This is a genomic window from uncultured Litoreibacter sp. (assembly GCF_947487515.1).
Classification (GTDB): Bacteria; Pseudomonadota; Alphaproteobacteria; order Rhodobacterales; family Rhodobacteraceae; genus Litoreibacter.
Genome location: NZ_CANKWO010000003.1, coordinates 38,881 through 53,468, shown reverse-complemented (window position 1 = coordinate 53,468; position 14,588 = coordinate 38,881). Strand labels below are relative to the sequence as shown.

Below are 14,588 nucleotides of genomic sequence, written 5' to 3'. Positions count from 1 at the left end.
GCCCACGGCCTTGTGACCGCTTTATTCTTCGCCTTCCGGCGGGGCAGACGGGGTGCGCACACCAAGACGGCGCAGGCGCTCCAATTCGGCGTATTGATCCAGTGATTCTTTGCGGTAGGCCTTGAAATAAACGTTCACGTTGAACAGCCGCTCCAGCACGCGGCCGTCGTTTTTGCGGCGAAATTCGATGTCTTGCGCGGCCAGTTCATTGCGAATGTTTGGCGATGTGCCGAAACGCGAGGCGTAATTCACCAAGCCGCCGTCATTGCCGCCAGCATTGGGGTTGCCCCCCAAGGCCACAACCGCGTCCTCAAGTGGCGTGGCGTCGGTCCGGTTGGTGCCGCCTTTGGTGGGGGCAGGCAGCGCGTTGTAGTCATCGGGAAGAGTCAGCGGCTTTCCAGGCAAGATGGCGAATTCATCTGGCCCGCCCTCTTGGTTGGATTTCACATTCAGCAACTGGGGCTGCTTGTTCCGGTCACACGCCGACAGCGCCAATAGGGCGCAGACCATCCCACCAAGGATCATCGCTTTGCGTTGCATGTAAGACCACTCCTGCTCTTCTTTTGAGGCCGTTTTAGCGCAATCCGGCGCGGGCGTCACGAGGCTTCTTTACTCGGGCGCTTGTTCATCTTTGGGCTTGTCGAAAATCACCAAGGCAAACGCCCCTGCGAAAATGAAAATATCGGCAACATTGAACGTGAATGGATTGTTGATCCCGCAACACGACATGTTCAAAAAATCCGCCACGGCCCCGTAGATCACGCGGTCCAATGCGTTGGCCAAAGCCCCGCCAATGACCAACCCCGCCCCAATGCGCGTGATGGAGCGGTCAAGATTTCGATTGCCCCACCACAGCAGAAAGCCAGAGATCACGATTGCCAAAGCCACCAAAACAATGCGCATCGTTTCCGGATAGCCCGAAAACAGCCCAAAGTTGATGCCCGTGTTCCACCCCATGCGGAAATTCAGCAAGGGAGGAAGCACATCAATGGCACCGATCTGGATCAGGTTCAGCTTGTGAACGACTGCCCATTTGGACAGTTGATCAATACCGAATGCGGCCAGCGCAGAAAGGAGCATAACCCGCATGATTAGTGCCTAAAGTGGCGCATGCCGGTGAAGACCATGGCCAGCCCCAGCTCATCCGCCGCCGCGATCACTTCGTCGTCACGCATCGAGCCGCCCGGTTGGATCAGCGCCGTTGCACCGGCCTCGGCTGCGGTTTGCAAACCGTCTGCGAACGGGAAGAACGCGTCGGACGCCACAGCGGATCCGATGGTGCGCGGCTCTGTCAGCTTCAACAGCTCAGCCACGTCTTGGGCTTTGCGCGCCGCAATGCGCGAGCTATCGACGCGGCTCATTTGGCCCGCGCCAATGCCGACTGTTGCGCCGTCTTTGACGTAAACGATCGCGTTGGATTTGACGTGTTTCGCCACGCGCCATGCAAACAACATGTCGGCAAGTTCCTGCTCGGATGGGGCGCGTTTGGTCACCACCTTCAGATCATCCGGCATAATGCGGCCATTGTCTTTGTCTTGCACCAGCAAGCCGCCCGACACTTGGCGCACGGTCAAGGCAGCGGCCACCGGATCGGGCAGACCGGCAGTTGTCAGCAAACGCAGGTTTTTCTTCTTGGCAAAGATCGCGCGGGCGTCGTCATCTGCACCCGGAGCGATGACAACTTCGGTAAAGATGCCGCTGATGGCTTCGGCGGTTTCGCCGTCCAGCGGTTGGTTCACCGCAATGATGCCACCAAACGCAGAGGTTTGATCACATTCAAACGCTTTGTTGTAGGCCTCTGCGACGGTCGCGCCACGGGCCACGCCGCAGGGGTTAGCGTGTTTGATAATCGCGACGGCTGGCCCGTCTTTCGGGTCAAACTCGGCCACCAGCTCAAAGGCTGCGTCCGTGTCGTTAATGTTGTTGTAGGACAGTTCTTTGCCCTGATGTTGCTGGGCCGTTGCCACACCCGGACGTGCGGAGCCATCAGTGTAGAACGCGGCTTCTTGATGCGGGTTCTCGCCGTAGCGCAATGTTTGCGCGATGGTGCCAGCAAAGGATTTGCGGCGCGGTGTTTCGCCCAGCGCCCCCGCCATCCAGCCGGACACTGCAGTGTCGTAAGCGGCGGTGCGCGAATAGGCCGTCAGGGCCAGACGCTGGCGGAAGGCGTAGGATGTGGCGCCGTCTTGGGCGTTCATCTCGGCCAGCACGGCGTCGTAGTCCTGCACATCGGTCACCACATTCACGAACTGATGGTTCTTCGCCGCAGAACGCAGCATCGCGGGGCCGCCAATGTCGATATTCTCGATGCAGGTTGCATAGTCGGCGCCCTTGGCAACGGTTTCTTCAAACGGATACAAATTCACCACCAGCAAATCAATTGCGCCAATGCCGTGCTCGGTCATGGAACCTACGTGGCCTTCGTTGTCACGCAGCGCCAGCAAGCCGCCATGCACGATGGGGTGCAACGTCTTGACGCGCCCATCCATCATCTCGGGAAAGCCGGTCACCTCTGAGACATCTTTCACATCCAGCCCTGCGTCGCGGATCGCGGCGGCAGTCCCGCCGGTCGACAGCAGCTCAACGCCGTGGCCCGCCAAGGCACGGGCGAATTCAATCAAGCCGGATTTGTCGGATACAGAAAGCAGCGCACGGCGCACGGGTACGAGATTGGTCATGGTGGTCCTTAAAGCTTTGGCAGCAACGGTTAGATCAACGCCAGCTTCAGGTCCTCATCTATGTCACGCAAGTACGACGGAGTGTCTTGCGCTTTAGCCAAAGACCAACTGACCTGGCTCGCATACTCCATCACGCGGGCAGATAAAACGACCTGTTTGGACGCACGTGGCTTTAATCGCCCTTTTTCTAGGTAAACACTGGGTTCAATCGCCAATTTTGCGCCGAATGACGGCCTAAAGACCCAAACCTCACCACTTTTCAGCGCCATCGACACAGCCGTGCCGCCCATATCAAGAGAGACATCAACCTCAGGATGCAGGTGGAAGCGGATCGAATATGGCACTCCTTGCAGCGAAACCTTGTCCATATGCGCCTCGAACCGGATACGGTCGGGATCGGATAGCGCCGCCAGAGTGTCCTCACCGGTGACACGGCGGCCATCCAAGCTGACGTCCATTTTGCGCACATGGGTCAGGCCGTATTCGGCACAATAGCTGTCATGGCTGGCGATGATCTGGCTGGCGTCTTCATGGGTTTCGCGCTGCTCGGTCACCCGTTTGGGGCCATTGGTCAGAAGCTCTCCCATGGTGTGCGCCGTCAGCTTTGCCGACGAGACACCGTCTATGGACAATGTCGAATGGGACGGTGTCGCACGTCCGGCGCGACGCCAGTCGGCACCAAAGGGGGCACCCGACCCGCAGTTTACGATAAGCGCCCGACGGCCGGATGTCAGCTCAAACGCCAAGGTGCTGGCATGCCCCGCCCGTGACGCATTTTGTGCAGGCGGCGCGCTGGCATCTACCACCACAGTGGTGCGCCCGCCTTGCAATCGCGCGTATCCCATCGACAAAGCAGTCGACGAGGCCGACTTCACACCCGATTGTGCCAAAGCATGATCCAAGCGCCCCTCTAGGCCGCGACCGCCACCATGGAAACGCGCCAATCCGCCGTCCGCATGGCGCAACGCGCGCAGGGTCGGGGCGATGCGCTCAATGGCGTCCAGATGCGCGGGCAACGGTGTGCGTCCGGCTTCTGTCAGCGCTGCGGCGGCCCATGTAAGCAGGGTGAATACTTCCAGAAGCTCTTCTGGGTTACGCGTGGGAATTCCGCCTTCGGCGTCAATCTGATCGGCACATTCACGCGCCAAGGCGTTCATCGACGGAATCGCATAGCGTTCCATTCCGCCAAGGCTCAGGGCGGCATACAGCAGGCCCGTCAGCGCCTCGAACCGTGGCAGCCCCCGCGAGGCAACAGACCAGCGCCGCCCCAAATAGGCCGTCTGATGCGCCAAGGATTTGTAGTAAAGGTCATTTGTCTCGGGCGACTGCCCGCTCATCAAAAACAGCGCATGGTTGATCCAGCGAATAAGACGCCGGCCGGTTAAGTCCGGCGACCACCCCAAACCGCGCCCGCGGCCGAATTGAGTGATCCATTCGTTCACCCACGCCTGCGCCATCAGGCGGGACTTCCGGTCCCCTACCGCTGCCAAATCATCTAGCCACATGAAGCCGTTTAACTCGGCCTCGAACATCGCGTCGGGCGGGGTGATTTCCCAAATCGAGCGCCCTTCAGCTTGCACCAAATGCCCGCCAAACTGGAAGTTCCCCGCCGCAAGCTGCTTGCCCTTGGCGAATGATCCGATTGTGCGCGGCTCCGGCTGAGATACGAAACCCGTGGCTTGAGTGCCCAAGCCGCTGATCCGCGCATGCACTTTATCCATAAACGTAATATTGCGCTCCATCCCCAAGGATGGCGCGGCTTTTGCCTCAATGCCCATATCACCGACTTTTCGTCTGCTTCTTTTGTCCACGATTCTACGCGGGCGCGGCAGAGCTGTCACCGATTATTCAGGTTTGCGCATCGCAATCATGAAAAAGCCGTCCATTCCGCCACGGTCTGCCCAATAGCTTGGGGACAGTCGTAGGCCGCCAACACGGCTGCGCCACTCTGGCTCCATCCCGGGCAGTTCTTGCTCTATTTCCGTTAAACCATGGCGTTGCATGGCTGTTTTGGCCTGTCGCTCGCCCTCATCAAATAGCAAAGAGCAAGTGCAGAACACCAGCCTTCCGCCAGGTTTCAGCAGGCCCACGGCTGTGTCGATCATGTCACCCTGCAAGGCGAATAATTCGTTCAGCTGCGTGCCATCCTTGGCATAGGGCAAATCAGGGTGGCGGCGGATCGTGCCTGTGGCCGAGCAAGGCGCGTCCAGCAAAATGGCATCATAAAGCACGTCATCAGGGGCATTTAACGCATCCTCGACCATCAGCTTGGCCATCAGCCCTGTGCGTTGCAGGTTTTCCTCCACCCACGCCATACGGTCCGCCGAAATGTCCAAGGCAGTGACATCCGCGCCGGTCGCCGCCAATTGCATCGTTTTGCCGCCGGGTGCGGCGCACATATCAAGTACCGTTTCGCCCTTTTGAACGTTCAACATGCGCGCGGCCATCGCAGCGGCGGCGTCTTGTATCCACCATGCGCCCTCATTGAACCCGGGCAAGTCAGTCACTTGCACCGATCGGGTCACCCGCAGGGAACCGGTTGGCAGTACTTCGGCGCCTAGCTGCTCGGCCCAATGCTCTGCCTTGCTTTCGTCGCGCAGGGTTATGTCTAGGGGCGCGCCAGCAAGATGCGCGGCCTCGATGCCCTGAACGGTTGCCTCATCAAACAGATGCACCACACGCGGGCGCAGCCATTTTGGCAGTGGCGACGCAGGAATGTCACCCCACATTTGCGGGCCTTCGGTTGCGACCTTGCGCAGAACCGCATTCGCCAAGCCCGCCATTCGAGGCGACCTGCCAGAGCGCTTCATCAAGTTCACCGCGCTATCCACCACTCCGTGCGGCGCTTCGCCCTCGACGCATAGCTCCACGACCGCAAGGCGCAGGATATTCAGTGCCACGTCGGGCGGCATCTTCTCGACAAACTGCGAGATCACCACATCGGCGCGCCCCACTTCGCGCAGGGTCGTGGTGGCCAGCCGTTGCGCACGGGCACGGTCCGCGGGCTCCAGTCGGTCCAGCACGCCGCTGTTCAGCAAAAGGGAAAGCTGCTCCTTTTCCTCAAACACACCGCGCAGCAGTTGGACTGCCGCACGACGGGCGTGAAGGCCGGAAGAGAGTGGGGTGTGGTCTTGCGTCATACTTGTCTCCTTGCCCAAGGGCCGTATATCAAGTGCAGGACCGGAACAAGGACGCGCGCCATGACAGACAAACAAGACCTGCCCCCAGAGGCCCTTCGCGCACTGGAAGAGGCCGCCGCCCGCAAGAAGGCTAAGGGTGATCTGGAACTACCATCAGAGCTGGGTGGCCGCGACGGCCCAGAGCCTGTGCGCTACGGTGATTGGGAACGCAAAGGGATTGCAGTCGATTTCTAAGCGACGATTTTTTCGAATTATTCCCCTTTGACGCCATCCAAAAGCAACGTTTCTTGCAATAAACCTTCACTTGGGTCGTCATGCTAGAAACAAGCCAACCTGTTCACAATGTTCTCTACTGGAGTCACTGCCGCTGTAAGGCGTTTGACGTGACAGACATTGAGATCATGCGCAGCTCTATCAGGAACAACGCGGCGAATGGCCTGACAGGATTTCTTTACCGAGAGGCCGGTTTTTACGTTCAACTCTTTGAAGGGCCAAAATCTGCAGTTGAGCACCTTCACAAAACCCTACTGAATGACCGTCGCCACTACGGCTTCCAGCTGATCTTCGCCAGTCAAAGCAATCAGCGTCTCTTTGTTGATTGGTCCATGGGTTACTCTAACGACGCGGCTAATCAACTTGGCCTTGCCTCCCAAAAAATCCAGCCAAGTGACCTCCCCGCGGAGAACGTCGTTAACTTTTTGCAAAACATATCGGTCGGTTAGCCAAAGCGGATCTGCAACGGCCATCAGAGCTGCGTGGCCGAGAACCTGCGCGTTACGGTGATTGGGAACTTATGGGGATTGCGATCGATTTTTAGGGGGATGTCTGGCGTGAACTTCCTTTTCGGTATCTGACTTCCTTTGGAGGCTATTAAACGCAGGCATGGTCAGCCAGCTGCTGCACTGGTGCCTTCTATCAAGCCTCTCGTTTCCTTAAATGCTTCGTATAGATGGTCCATCAAAGCGCGCACACGCGGGTTCTTTCGAACATCGTCATGGGTCAGGACCCAGATTTCCATATCGGGAACCTGCGGAATTTCAGAGACGCGGATCAGGCCTTCGCTTTTGTCTCCGGCAAAACAAGGAAGCAGGCCAATGCCCTGCCCGCGCTCCAGCATTCGGACGACGGCGCCAATTGAGTTGCATCGCAAGACCGGACGGGCCTGTAGCTGTGGGCTGATTGCGGGGGGGTAGTCCAATGCGATCCACCGATCAATCTCTGGGCGATCCGCGAGGTAGTCAGGGGAGGCATAGGCCGCGAGCGGGCTGTCTGCGACCTTGCGGCCAAATGCCTGTTCCGGCGGGTCACGGGTGATCCGCACAACGACATCGGCCTCAAGCCGGCCCAGATCGCTCAGGGTCGCCGCTGTGTCGACCACCAGATCGACCAAAGGATGCTGTTTCATGAAGGCTGACAGAGGTTCGTCAAGCACGGAAAGGAACAAGTCTTCCAGCACGGACAAGCGCACGTTTCCAGCCAAGCCTCCTTCCTGTGCGAAGGCCAGCCGGTCAATCGCTGCGATATTGTCGCCGACAACATCTGTAAGATCGGCAACAGCCTGCGCAAAACTGGTCAACTCATAGCCGGTGCGGGTGCGTTCGAACAACGTATGGCCCAGCTCTGCTTCCAAACTTCTGATCCGGCGCGAGACTGTCGCATGGGTGGTCCCGAGCCTGTTGGCCGCCTCTCGCACAGAGCGCGCGCCAATCATGGCGTGAAAAATGCGTAGGTCATCCCAATTTTGCATGGTGCAAATACTATCCAAATTGTCTCGAATTTGGATAATTTATATGCAGCCCATCGATGGATATCCAGTCAGAACACAAACTGGAGCGAGCCATGACCTACGAAGTCACACTAATCAACGCCGATATCCGCGATCCAATGGATGGGGAAATGCGGCTCGGCCTGACCTATGACGGCAAGACCGTATGTGAGGTCGCCTACAAATGGGATGACGCACGTTTCTCAGCGGTTTTCCACGGACACGCACCAACTCTTCCCGTGCCAGCACATCCTGCCACCCTCATAGAGCGGCCGATAGCAGCCATTCAGGCGGTCAGATCGGAGAAACACACGCGACCCAGCGATGTCTTTGCCGATCATCGTGTTTTCATTTCCCTCAACACTAAGGACTAAGACCATGATCAAGAAAACTGCACTCATTGCCAGCGTCGCGCTGGCCCTATCCTCCTCTGTCGCCGTGGCCGAGAAAATGGGCGTTGTCGGGCTCTATTCCGGGGACTTTGAGCTGGACGACCAAGCAGTCACTGCGCTCGGCTGTGCCATCCAACGTGAAGGCGCAATCGTGGCTGCGCAGGGCAAATTGGCCTATGATCTTACCCAGCCGGACAAATTTGTTGTTCTTGATTGCGAGGACGGCGTTTTGGGCCAAGCCGACCGGAGGCAAGCGGCAACCTCATTGTTTTCCGATGGCTCAGCCATAGCAATTTTCGAAGGCGCGCTGACCAATTTTCCGATCGACGATCAAAACGGCGAGGTCGCAAAACGGCAGTATGTCTTGAAGCTCGGCTACTATAACAACGCCGATGTTGACGCCCGCGAGCAGGACCTTGCTGCCCTGAACATGCTGGCGCAACCCCTCGACGGTCACTGGATTAACGAATCCTTTCTTCAAGTCCACGCGGCCACCGGAATCCCAACGCCGGACGAGGTGGTGGTCATTCACTATGAAAGTGCCGAAGTCGCGGATCAGTTTCGGGCGGAAAACGCAGATATTCTGAAAGAAGTTTCAGACTTCAACGACGCGCATCTGACGTCATTTACTTACTTGGTCGGGTCGGCGTCCCGCTAGGGCAGCTTAAGTTGGCCAGCCGTCACATCGACTGTTGGCCAACTACGGCTATCATTCAGGATCATTGGTTCCCCCAACATCAGCAGGGAAAAACCTCGGCTGCATGGTGGTCAGACCATCAATCAGCACTCGTTTGACTTGCGATATCCTTTTGCTGGATCGCGTGTCAGAATTTGCCAACACCCAAAGTTCCGTTTTCAAGGGGCTGTTCAATCTATCTAGCAATGTTAGCCCTGGGGTGCCATCGCCGATCACCCGAGGGAGAAGCGCCACACCAAAGCCCTGCGCCGCCATCGCTGCTTTGGACGGAAACCCATAGACGAAATGGCATGGGCTTGCCGGATCAAAATGGCCGCTAGCCCATTGAGGAAACGCTCCGTTGCGCTCGGTCGTCAAAATGGGTGCCAAGACAGCCGTTTTTGCATCCATCTGCGCGTTAATGACCTCGGCCAAATCCGTGCAAGAATAAAAACCCCAAGCGCTCAGCGTGACTTTCTGGCCAATCAGGTCAGGATCCGGAGAACTCGTAAAACGCACAGCAATGTCCGCTTTGCGGCCCGGTAGATCCGAGAGTTGATCTTCCGTTATGAATATCAAACGAATGTCTGGCGCAAGACGTGGCAGCTTTTGCAAAGCTTCGGCGACAAACCCCTCAATAGTGCCCGTGGGGACCGAGATATGAACCGGCCCCGACAAGTCTGAACTATGGGCAGTGGCCACGCGCAATGCCTCATCATGGAGCACTTCCATCTGTTCGGCTTGAGCCGCCACCTGAGCGCATATCGGGGTGGGCCGCCAACTCAGCCCGCTGCGATCGACCAGTGCAACGCCAAGGCTGCGTTCAATCTCGGCCATGCGCCGAGATATCGTGGCATGACTTAGCCCAAGGTCTGTTGCGGCTGTTCCTGCGTTCCCGCTGCGAAAAACGGCCAAAACAATTTTGAGATCATCCCAGTTCATCCCAGCTTCGTACAATTTTGCACCAAAACCGTCAACTTCTGTCCATTGATAATCGGGACGTGGGCGCTGACATTTCAACAAACAGCTTGGAGATTTTGATGAAAGACGCACAAAAATATGGCGAATGGGCGGTGGTCACCGGCGCGAGTTCCGGCATCGGGCGGCAATTCGCAATCCAACTTGCCGAACAGGGGATGAAAGTCGTCCTAGTCGCCCGCTCAGCCGACGCTTTGACACGAACAGCCACGCAGGACATTCGGACAGAAGCCAAGGTGATTTCCGCCGATCTGGCAACGCCAGAGGGCCGCGATTTACTGTTGCAAGAGATAGCGGCGCTGGATGTGGGCTTGTTTGTGCACTCGGCCGGGAACGCCTACGTCGGCCCCTATCTTGATGCGCCGGACGATATGGATGAGGGACTTATTGCTATTCATGTTTCTGCAACGACCCAACTGACCCGCGCGATCTCGCAACGGTTGGTGGCGCGCGGCGGTGGCGGGATCATCCTGATCAGTTCGGTCTTCGGGATGTTCCCGATGCCATTTTCCAGCGTTTACGGTGCGGCCAAGGCCTTCATGCTAAATCTAGGGGAAGCACTGGCTGTTGAGCTAAGGGATCAGAACATCGACGTTCTATCCGTAGCCCCCGGGGGCACAAAGACCCGCATGGGTGACCAGCTTGGCGAAGTGATCGACCTTGAGAAAATGGCGATGCCGATGGGTGACCCCGCTGTTGTGGCGCATGAGAGCCTCGCCGCACTCGGGTGGCGGGACACTATTGTGCCAGCGCGTAGGAACCGACTTATGACACGCATGGCCCACCTCTTGCCCCGCAACATGGTGAAGAAACAGTTTGGCAAGATGCTTGAATCTGCCTTGATCCCCCAACCCAAATCGGAGACCTGAAATGCTGGGAATGATGAAAGAAAGTAGAAACTTGCCTATCCATGTAAAGCTCTGGATGGCAGTAATGGTTCTCACCTTTGCCGCGCAGGCATTCTACTTGGACAGCCACTTGCATGTGGCCAACTTGGCGACATTTCTGATCACGGTTGGCATTTTTGCGCCTCTGTCGTTCAGTCTAACCGGTAACATCAGCGCGCTTGCCGCGACGCATTTCATCGCTTGGCCGACGGTGCTCGCATATGGTGTTCATCAGGTCTATCTGGGCCAAGGGCCAGCAGACCCTGTTGCGATGACTGTGCTTCTGGCCGCCTATGTCGTCTTTTTTGTATCGCTGGTGCTGGACTACCGGATCCTGCTTCAGGAGCTCGCAAAGTCGCGTACTCAATAGGCCACTGTCGGAAGCCGCGTTTTTGATCTGCCAAGCTGGGACCGGCTATTTTTAAAGCCCCAGCACGTCCAGCATATCGTATTCGCCCGACGCTTTGCCCTGCCCCCAAAGGGCGGCTTTCAGCGCGCCGCGGGCGAAGATTGCGCGGTCGGTGGCGAGGTGGCGCAAGACGATGCGTTCGCCGTCGGCCGCGAAGACTACGTCGTGTTCCCCCACCACATCCCCGCCGCGAATGGCCGTGAAACCGATGTCGCCGCGATTGCGGGCCCCTGTGATCCCGTCGCGGCCGCTGTCTTTAACATCTGCCAGCGCAACACCGCGCCCCTCGGCGGCGGCCTCGCCCAGCATCAAAGCCGTGCCGGATGGCGCGTCGACCTTGTAGCGGTGGTGCGCCTCGACGACCTCGATGTCGAAATCTTCGTCCAAAGCGGCGGCGACTTTTTTGGTCAGTTGTACCAGCAGGTTGACCCCAAGGCTCATGTTGCCTGCCCGCACGATTGTGGCGTTGGCTGAGGCGGCTTTGATCTGGGCCAGCTCCTCATCGCTCAGGCCGGTGGTGCCGATCACATGCACTGTTCCCGACTGCCCTGCCATCTGCGCCATCGCGATTGTCGCCGCAGGCGTTGTGAAATCGATCACCGCGTCGGCGTCTTTCAGCACGGACATAGCGTCGGACACCACGGGGACGCCCATTTCGGACTGGTTCATGGCCAAGCCCAGATCTTGGCCCACCCAAGGGTGGCCTTCACGCTCTGTCACGCCGACAAGATGTGCGTGATCCGAGGCCTCGATGGTCTCGATCAACATTTGCCCCATTCGGCCAGATGCGCCTGTAATCACGATGCCAGTCATTGCGATGCCCTCATATACAATAGTTTTATGGGTGTAGGACCTGTTGCAAGGGGCTGGCAAGGGGCTTAAGTGCGTGAGTATGGCTAAGAACTCAAAATTCGCGGGCGCAGGCCCATCGCAACGGCAACTTCGTGTGGGTGAGCTTATCCGCCGCACCTTGTCAGAGATATTGAACCGTGGCGAAATCCACGACCCTGACCTGAACCGCATGTCAATTACCGTCAGCGAGGTGCGGGTGACGCCCGACCTACGGATCGCGACGGCCTTTGTGCTGCCCTTGGGTGGCAAAAACAAAGACGAGGCCATTGCCGCCCTTGCCCGCAACAAGGGCGAAATTCGGCACGTGATCACCAAACAGATGTCGGTAAAGCATTCGCCTGACATCAGGTTCCTGCTCGATGACACGTTTGATCGTATGGACGAAACGAACCGGCTGTTCGCGCAAGAAGACGTGCGCCGAGACTTGGCCGCCAAAGACGATGCTGACGAAGGTTAAGCTCACCCTATTTGCCTGCTTGCTTGCAGGGGCCGCGACTGCGGACGGGTGCCGTGATCTAACGCATTTGGGCGACAGCTACACCGTCTGCCAAGTAGAGAACGCCGCGAGCTTGAACCTTTGGCTGACCGACAACGACGGCTTCGTGGTGGGTGAGTTCTTCGACCTTGAAAAGCTGGTGGCCGAGCAAGGCCAGACCCTGACCTTCGCGATGAACGCGGGCATGTACCACGCTGACCGCCGTGCGGTTGGGTTGTTCATATCAGACTACACGCAACAGGCGCGGATCGTCACCCGCGAAGGGCCGGGAAACTTTGCACTGCTGCCGAACGGTGTCTTTTGCGTGGCCAATCAGACGGCGCAGGTAATTGAGAGCCGCAGCTTCGCCACCAATCCCCCCAACTGCCGCATCGCGACCCAATCCGGCCCGATGCTGGTGATCGACGGCAAGCTGCACCCAAAGTTCAACCCTCGCAGCACCTCAAAGAAGCGGCGAAATGGCGTAGGCGTTGACCGGCAGGGCCATTCGCATTTCGTGGTGTCCAACGGGTTTGTGCGTTTTCACGACATGGCCACGCTGTTCCGCGATGTATTGGACAGCCCGAATGCGCTGTTCTTGGACGGCACGGTCTCACGCCTACATTCCACGGCCGAGGGGAGATCAGATCCCGGCCCGCGCATGGGGCCGATTATTGGGCAAGTCCTGCCGTCGCAATAAGGCAGGGGATTGACCTCCAAGCCGCCCCGCAATAGCACGCGATCTTCGAATATCAGGAGCACAGCATGGGACGCCGTAAAAAGGGCCGCGACATTTCCGGTTGGGTTGTCGTCGACAAACCAGCGGGAATTACCTCCACCTCTGTGGTGAATAAGGTGCGTTGGGCATTTGACGCCAAGAAAGCGGGCCATGCCGGCACGCTTGACCCTGACGCCACCGGCGTTCTGGCTGTGGCATTGGGCGAAGCCACCAAGACTGTTCCGTTTATTACCGACGCCATGAAAGCCTACCGCTTTACCGTGCGCCTTGGGCGGTCCACCAACACCGATGACGCCGAGGGCGAAGCCGTCAACGAAAGCGATGCCCGCCCGTCCGACGCAGAGATTGCTGCGGCCCTACCCGCATTGACCGGCGACATCATGCAGGTGCCTCCAAAGTTTTCTGCCGTAAAAATCGACGGGCAACGCGCCTACAAACTTGCCCGCGACGGGGAAGACGTCGAGATCGCCGCACGCCCGTTATTCGTGGAAACGCTAACCTTCGTCGAGCGTCCCGACGCCGATCACGTCACGCTGGAAATGGTCTGCGGAAAAGGGGGCTATGTTCGCTCCATTGCGCGGGATTTGGGCGAAGCGCTTGGGTGTTACGGCCATGTGCGCGAATTGCGTCGCATTTGGTCAGGGCCGTTTGACGTAGAGGACGGCGTGACCTTGGAGGAACTTGATGCGGTGGCCAAAACCGACGCGATTATGGAGTTTCTTGGCCCCTTGGAAATTGGCCTAACCGATTTACCAGAGCTGCCCACAACTGACAGTGGTGCGGTGAAGTTACGCAACGGGAATCCGGGAATGGTGATCGGCTCTGGGGTTGAATATGGCGACGAGGCTTGGGCCTCGCTGAATGGTCAAGCCGTTGCTGTGGGGCGCTATAAAGCGGGGGAATTGCACCCGTCGCGCGTGTTCGTGGAGGCCAACCTGTAACAATCTCCGCGCCATCTCGCGCGGATGCTGGGCAATTTTTCAAAAAACCCCGCCCAATTGTTACAGTTTTTGCGGAGTTCTGAACAGAACACGCATTCGCGTGAAGTGGCTATTTGAACGCGCGGCAATCAGGCACAATGGCTTCAACACATCAAATTTGGAGCACATAATGCAACGTCAAATCTGGACCATCCTTCTCGCTGGTGCTTTGGGCACTATTGCCTTTGACCTGTTCGGTCAGGGCCTATCCCCTGCTTTCGGCTTTTCCAAACTGGCACCTGTCGGCCTTGCAACTGCGACACTGAAAACCGTGTTTGGGTCTATTCCCAAAGGAGCTGGCGACATTTTGCACATCCTGACGGGCATGTTTGTCTACTCACTGGGCTATCTATGGGTTGCGCGTCCTATTCAGCGAAAGGTTATCCCTAACCTGCATTGGGCCCTGACCGCGACGGCTTACGGAATCGGCCTGTGGGTTTTTGCGTTGTATTTTGTAGCACATCTGATCGCCGGAAATGCGCCGTTCCTTGGCTTTACCGGCATCACTTGGGTCGCCTTTTGGGGGCACATTGTCTACGCGCTGGTCGCCGTCTATGTGATAGAGCGCGGTCCGTTTGCAAGCGACGACGACGCTTGAACTAGGCGTCATGGGCTGG

19 protein-coding genes are annotated in these 14,588 nt (G+C 57.9%); 11 read left to right on the top strand and 8 right to left on the bottom strand.

Annotation, left to right across the window (positions count from 1 at the left end; genetic code table 11):
- Positions 1-21: 21 nt before the first annotated feature.
- The 5 genes from Q0746_RS10110 to Q0746_RS10090 form a co-directional block, all read right to left on the bottom strand.
- Entirely contained in the window at positions 22-540 is a 519-nt protein-coding gene (locus Q0746_RS10110) for a DUF3035 domain-containing protein (RefSeq protein ID WP_298259861.1), read from the bottom strand.
- Positions 541-609: 69 nt separating this feature from the next.
- Complete coding sequence (lspA, locus tag Q0746_RS10105) at positions 610-1,089, bottom strand: signal peptidase II (protein ID WP_298259859.1); 480 nt, start codon at positions 1,087-1,089, stop codon at positions 610-612.
- Between the two features lie 2 nt (positions 1,090-1,091).
- A complete protein-coding gene (gene purH, locus Q0746_RS10100; RefSeq protein ID WP_298259857.1) occupies positions 1,092-2,678 on the bottom strand; it encodes a bifunctional phosphoribosylaminoimidazolecarboxamide formyltransferase/IMP cyclohydrolase in 1,587 nt (528 codons plus the stop codon).
- Between the two features lie 29 nt (positions 2,679-2,707).
- Positions 2,708-4,456: a heparinase II/III family protein gene (locus Q0746_RS10095; RefSeq protein ID WP_298259855.1), complete on the bottom strand. Its 1,749-nt coding sequence runs from the start codon at positions 4,454-4,456 to the stop codon at positions 2,708-2,710.
- Positions 4,457-4,522: 66 nt separating this feature from the next.
- On the bottom strand, positions 4,523-5,818 hold the full coding sequence (locus tag Q0746_RS10090) for an RsmB/NOP family class I SAM-dependent RNA methyltransferase (RefSeq protein WP_298259854.1): 1,296 nt from the start codon (positions 5,816-5,818) through the stop codon (positions 4,523-4,525).
- A gap of 60 nt (positions 5,819-5,878) precedes the next feature.
- Here Q0746_RS10090 and Q0746_RS10085 point away from each other — a divergent pair, with 60 nt between their 5' ends.
- The 3 genes from Q0746_RS10085 (at position 5,879) to Q0746_RS10075 (ending at position 6,635) form a co-directional block, all read left to right on the top strand.
- Positions 5,879-6,052: a DUF1674 domain-containing protein gene (locus Q0746_RS10085; RefSeq protein WP_298259852.1), complete on the top strand. Its 174-nt coding sequence runs from the start codon at positions 5,879-5,881 to the stop codon at positions 6,050-6,052.
- A gap of 80 nt (positions 6,053-6,132) precedes the next feature.
- Positions 6,133-6,540, top strand: coding sequence for a BLUF domain-containing protein (locus tag Q0746_RS16725; RefSeq protein ID WP_363322756.1), 408 nt, complete (start codon positions 6,133-6,135; stop codon positions 6,538-6,540).
- Positions 6,528-6,635, top strand: a complete 108-nt coding sequence (locus Q0746_RS10075; RefSeq protein ID WP_363322770.1) for a DUF1674 domain-containing protein — start codon at positions 6,528-6,530, stop codon at positions 6,633-6,635. The genes Q0746_RS16725 and Q0746_RS10075 overlap by 13 nt, the downstream gene beginning before the upstream one ends.
- Positions 6,636-6,704: 69 nt before the next feature.
- Here Q0746_RS10075 and Q0746_RS10070 read toward each other — a convergent pair whose 3' ends face one another.
- Positions 6,705-7,565, bottom strand: a complete 861-nt coding sequence (locus tag Q0746_RS10070) for a LysR family transcriptional regulator (protein ID WP_298259849.1) — start codon at positions 7,563-7,565, stop codon at positions 6,705-6,707.
- Between the two features lie 92 nt (positions 7,566-7,657).
- On the opposite strand from Q0746_RS10070, the gene Q0746_RS10065 reads away from it, so the two are divergent.
- Together Q0746_RS10065 and Q0746_RS10060 are read left to right on the top strand one after the other, a co-directional pair.
- Entirely contained in the window at positions 7,658-7,957 is a 300-nt protein-coding gene (locus Q0746_RS10065) for a hypothetical protein (protein WP_298259847.1), read from the top strand.
- A 4-nt stretch (positions 7,958-7,961) separates the two neighbouring features.
- Positions 7,962-8,633, top strand: coding sequence for a hypothetical protein (locus tag Q0746_RS10060; protein WP_298259845.1), 672 nt, complete (start codon positions 7,962-7,964; stop codon positions 8,631-8,633).
- Positions 8,634-8,684: 51 nt separating this feature from the next.
- Here Q0746_RS10060 and Q0746_RS10055 read toward each other — a convergent pair whose 3' ends face one another.
- Entirely contained in the window at positions 8,685-9,593 is a 909-nt protein-coding gene (locus Q0746_RS10055; protein ID WP_298259843.1) for a LysR family transcriptional regulator, read from the bottom strand.
- Positions 9,594-9,691: 98 nt separating this feature from the next.
- On the opposite strand from Q0746_RS10055, the gene Q0746_RS10050 reads away from it, so the two are divergent.
- Entirely contained in the window at positions 9,692-10,498 is an 807-nt protein-coding gene (locus Q0746_RS10050; RefSeq protein ID WP_298259841.1) for an SDR family NAD(P)-dependent oxidoreductase, read from the top strand.
- A gap of 64 nt (positions 10,499-10,562) precedes the next feature.
- A complete protein-coding gene (locus Q0746_RS10045; RefSeq protein WP_298259839.1) occupies positions 10,563-10,886 on the top strand; it encodes a hypothetical protein in 324 nt (107 codons plus the stop codon).
- 51 nt (positions 10,887-10,937) lie between these two features.
- Here the strand turns inward: Q0746_RS10045 and dapB are convergent, their stop codons facing one another.
- Positions 10,938-11,738, bottom strand: coding sequence for a 4-hydroxy-tetrahydrodipicolinate reductase (gene dapB / locus Q0746_RS10040; RefSeq protein WP_298259837.1), 801 nt, complete (start codon positions 11,736-11,738; stop codon positions 10,938-10,940).
- 79 nt (positions 11,739-11,817) lie between these two features.
- Here dapB and rbfA point away from each other — a divergent pair, with 79 nt between their 5' ends.
- From rbfA to Q0746_RS10020, 4 genes are all read left to right on the top strand, one after another.
- Positions 11,818-12,234: a 30S ribosome-binding factor RbfA gene (rbfA, locus tag Q0746_RS10035; protein ID WP_298259835.1), complete on the top strand. Its 417-nt coding sequence runs from the start codon at positions 11,818-11,820 to the stop codon at positions 12,232-12,234.
- On the top strand, positions 12,218-12,952 hold the full coding sequence (locus Q0746_RS10030; protein WP_298259833.1) for a phosphodiester glycosidase family protein: 735 nt from the start codon (positions 12,218-12,220) through the stop codon (positions 12,950-12,952). Before rbfA ends, Q0746_RS10030 begins: the two co-directional genes overlap by 17 nt.
- 65 nt (positions 12,953-13,017) lie before the next feature.
- The gene (truB, locus tag Q0746_RS10025) at positions 13,018-13,932 is read left to right on the top strand and encodes a tRNA pseudouridine(55) synthase TruB (protein WP_298259831.1); all 915 of its coding nucleotides are present in this window, start codon (positions 13,018-13,020) and stop codon (positions 13,930-13,932) included.
- Between the two features lie 169 nt (positions 13,933-14,101).
- Positions 14,102-14,569, top strand: coding sequence for a hypothetical protein (locus Q0746_RS10020; RefSeq protein WP_298259829.1), 468 nt, complete (start codon positions 14,102-14,104; stop codon positions 14,567-14,569).
- The last annotated feature ends 19 nt before the right edge of the window (positions 14,570-14,588 follow it).

Coding starts and splice junctions, on each gene's coding strand:
- dapB (WP_298259837.1), bottom strand. CDS start 11,738: ATGACTGGCATCGTGATTACAGGCGCATCTGGCCGAATGGGGCAAATG.
- Q0746_RS10050 (WP_298259841.1), top strand. CDS start 9,692: ATGAAAGACGCACAAAAATATGGCGAATGGGCGGTGGTCACCGGCGCG.
- Q0746_RS10085 (WP_298259852.1), top strand. CDS start 5,879: ATGACAGACAAACAAGACCTGCCCCCAGAGGCCCTTCGCGCACTGGAA.
- Q0746_RS10055 (WP_298259843.1), bottom strand. CDS start 9,593: ATGAACTGGGATGATCTCAAAATTGTTTTGGCCGTTTTTCGCAGCGGG.
- Q0746_RS16725 (WP_363322756.1), top strand. CDS start 6,133: ATGCTAGAAACAAGCCAACCTGTTCACAATGTTCTCTACTGGAGTCAC.
- Q0746_RS10110 (WP_298259861.1), bottom strand. CDS start 540: ATGCAACGCAAAGCGATGATCCTTGGTGGGATGGTCTGCGCCCTATTG.
- Q0746_RS10090 (WP_298259854.1), bottom strand. CDS start 5,818: ATGACGCAAGACCACACCCCACTCTCTTCCGGCCTTCACGCCCGTCGT.
- Q0746_RS10060 (WP_298259845.1), top strand. CDS start 7,962: ATGATCAAGAAAACTGCACTCATTGCCAGCGTCGCGCTGGCCCTATCC.
- Q0746_RS10070 (WP_298259849.1), bottom strand. CDS start 7,565: ATGCAAAATTGGGATGACCTACGCATTTTTCACGCCATGATTGGCGCG.
- truB (WP_298259831.1), top strand. CDS start 13,018: ATGGGACGCCGTAAAAAGGGCCGCGACATTTCCGGTTGGGTTGTCGTC.
- Q0746_RS10030 (WP_298259833.1), top strand. CDS start 12,218: ATGCTGACGAAGGTTAAGCTCACCCTATTTGCCTGCTTGCTTGCAGGG.
- Q0746_RS10095 (WP_298259855.1), bottom strand. CDS start 4,456: ATGGGCATTGAGGCAAAAGCCGCGCCATCCTTGGGGATGGAGCGCAAT.
- Q0746_RS10020 (WP_298259829.1), top strand. CDS start 14,102: ATGCAACGTCAAATCTGGACCATCCTTCTCGCTGGTGCTTTGGGCACT.
- rbfA (WP_298259835.1), top strand. CDS start 11,818: ATGGCTAAGAACTCAAAATTCGCGGGCGCAGGCCCATCGCAACGGCAA.
- lspA (WP_298259859.1), bottom strand. CDS start 1,089: ATGCGGGTTATGCTCCTTTCTGCGCTGGCCGCATTCGGTATTGATCAA.
- Q0746_RS10045 (WP_298259839.1), top strand. CDS start 10,563: ATGGTTCTCACCTTTGCCGCGCAGGCATTCTACTTGGACAGCCACTTG.
- Q0746_RS10065 (WP_298259847.1), top strand. CDS start 7,658: ATGACCTACGAAGTCACACTAATCAACGCCGATATCCGCGATCCAATG.
- purH (WP_298259857.1), bottom strand. CDS start 2,678: ATGACCAATCTCGTACCCGTGCGCCGTGCGCTGCTTTCTGTATCCGAC.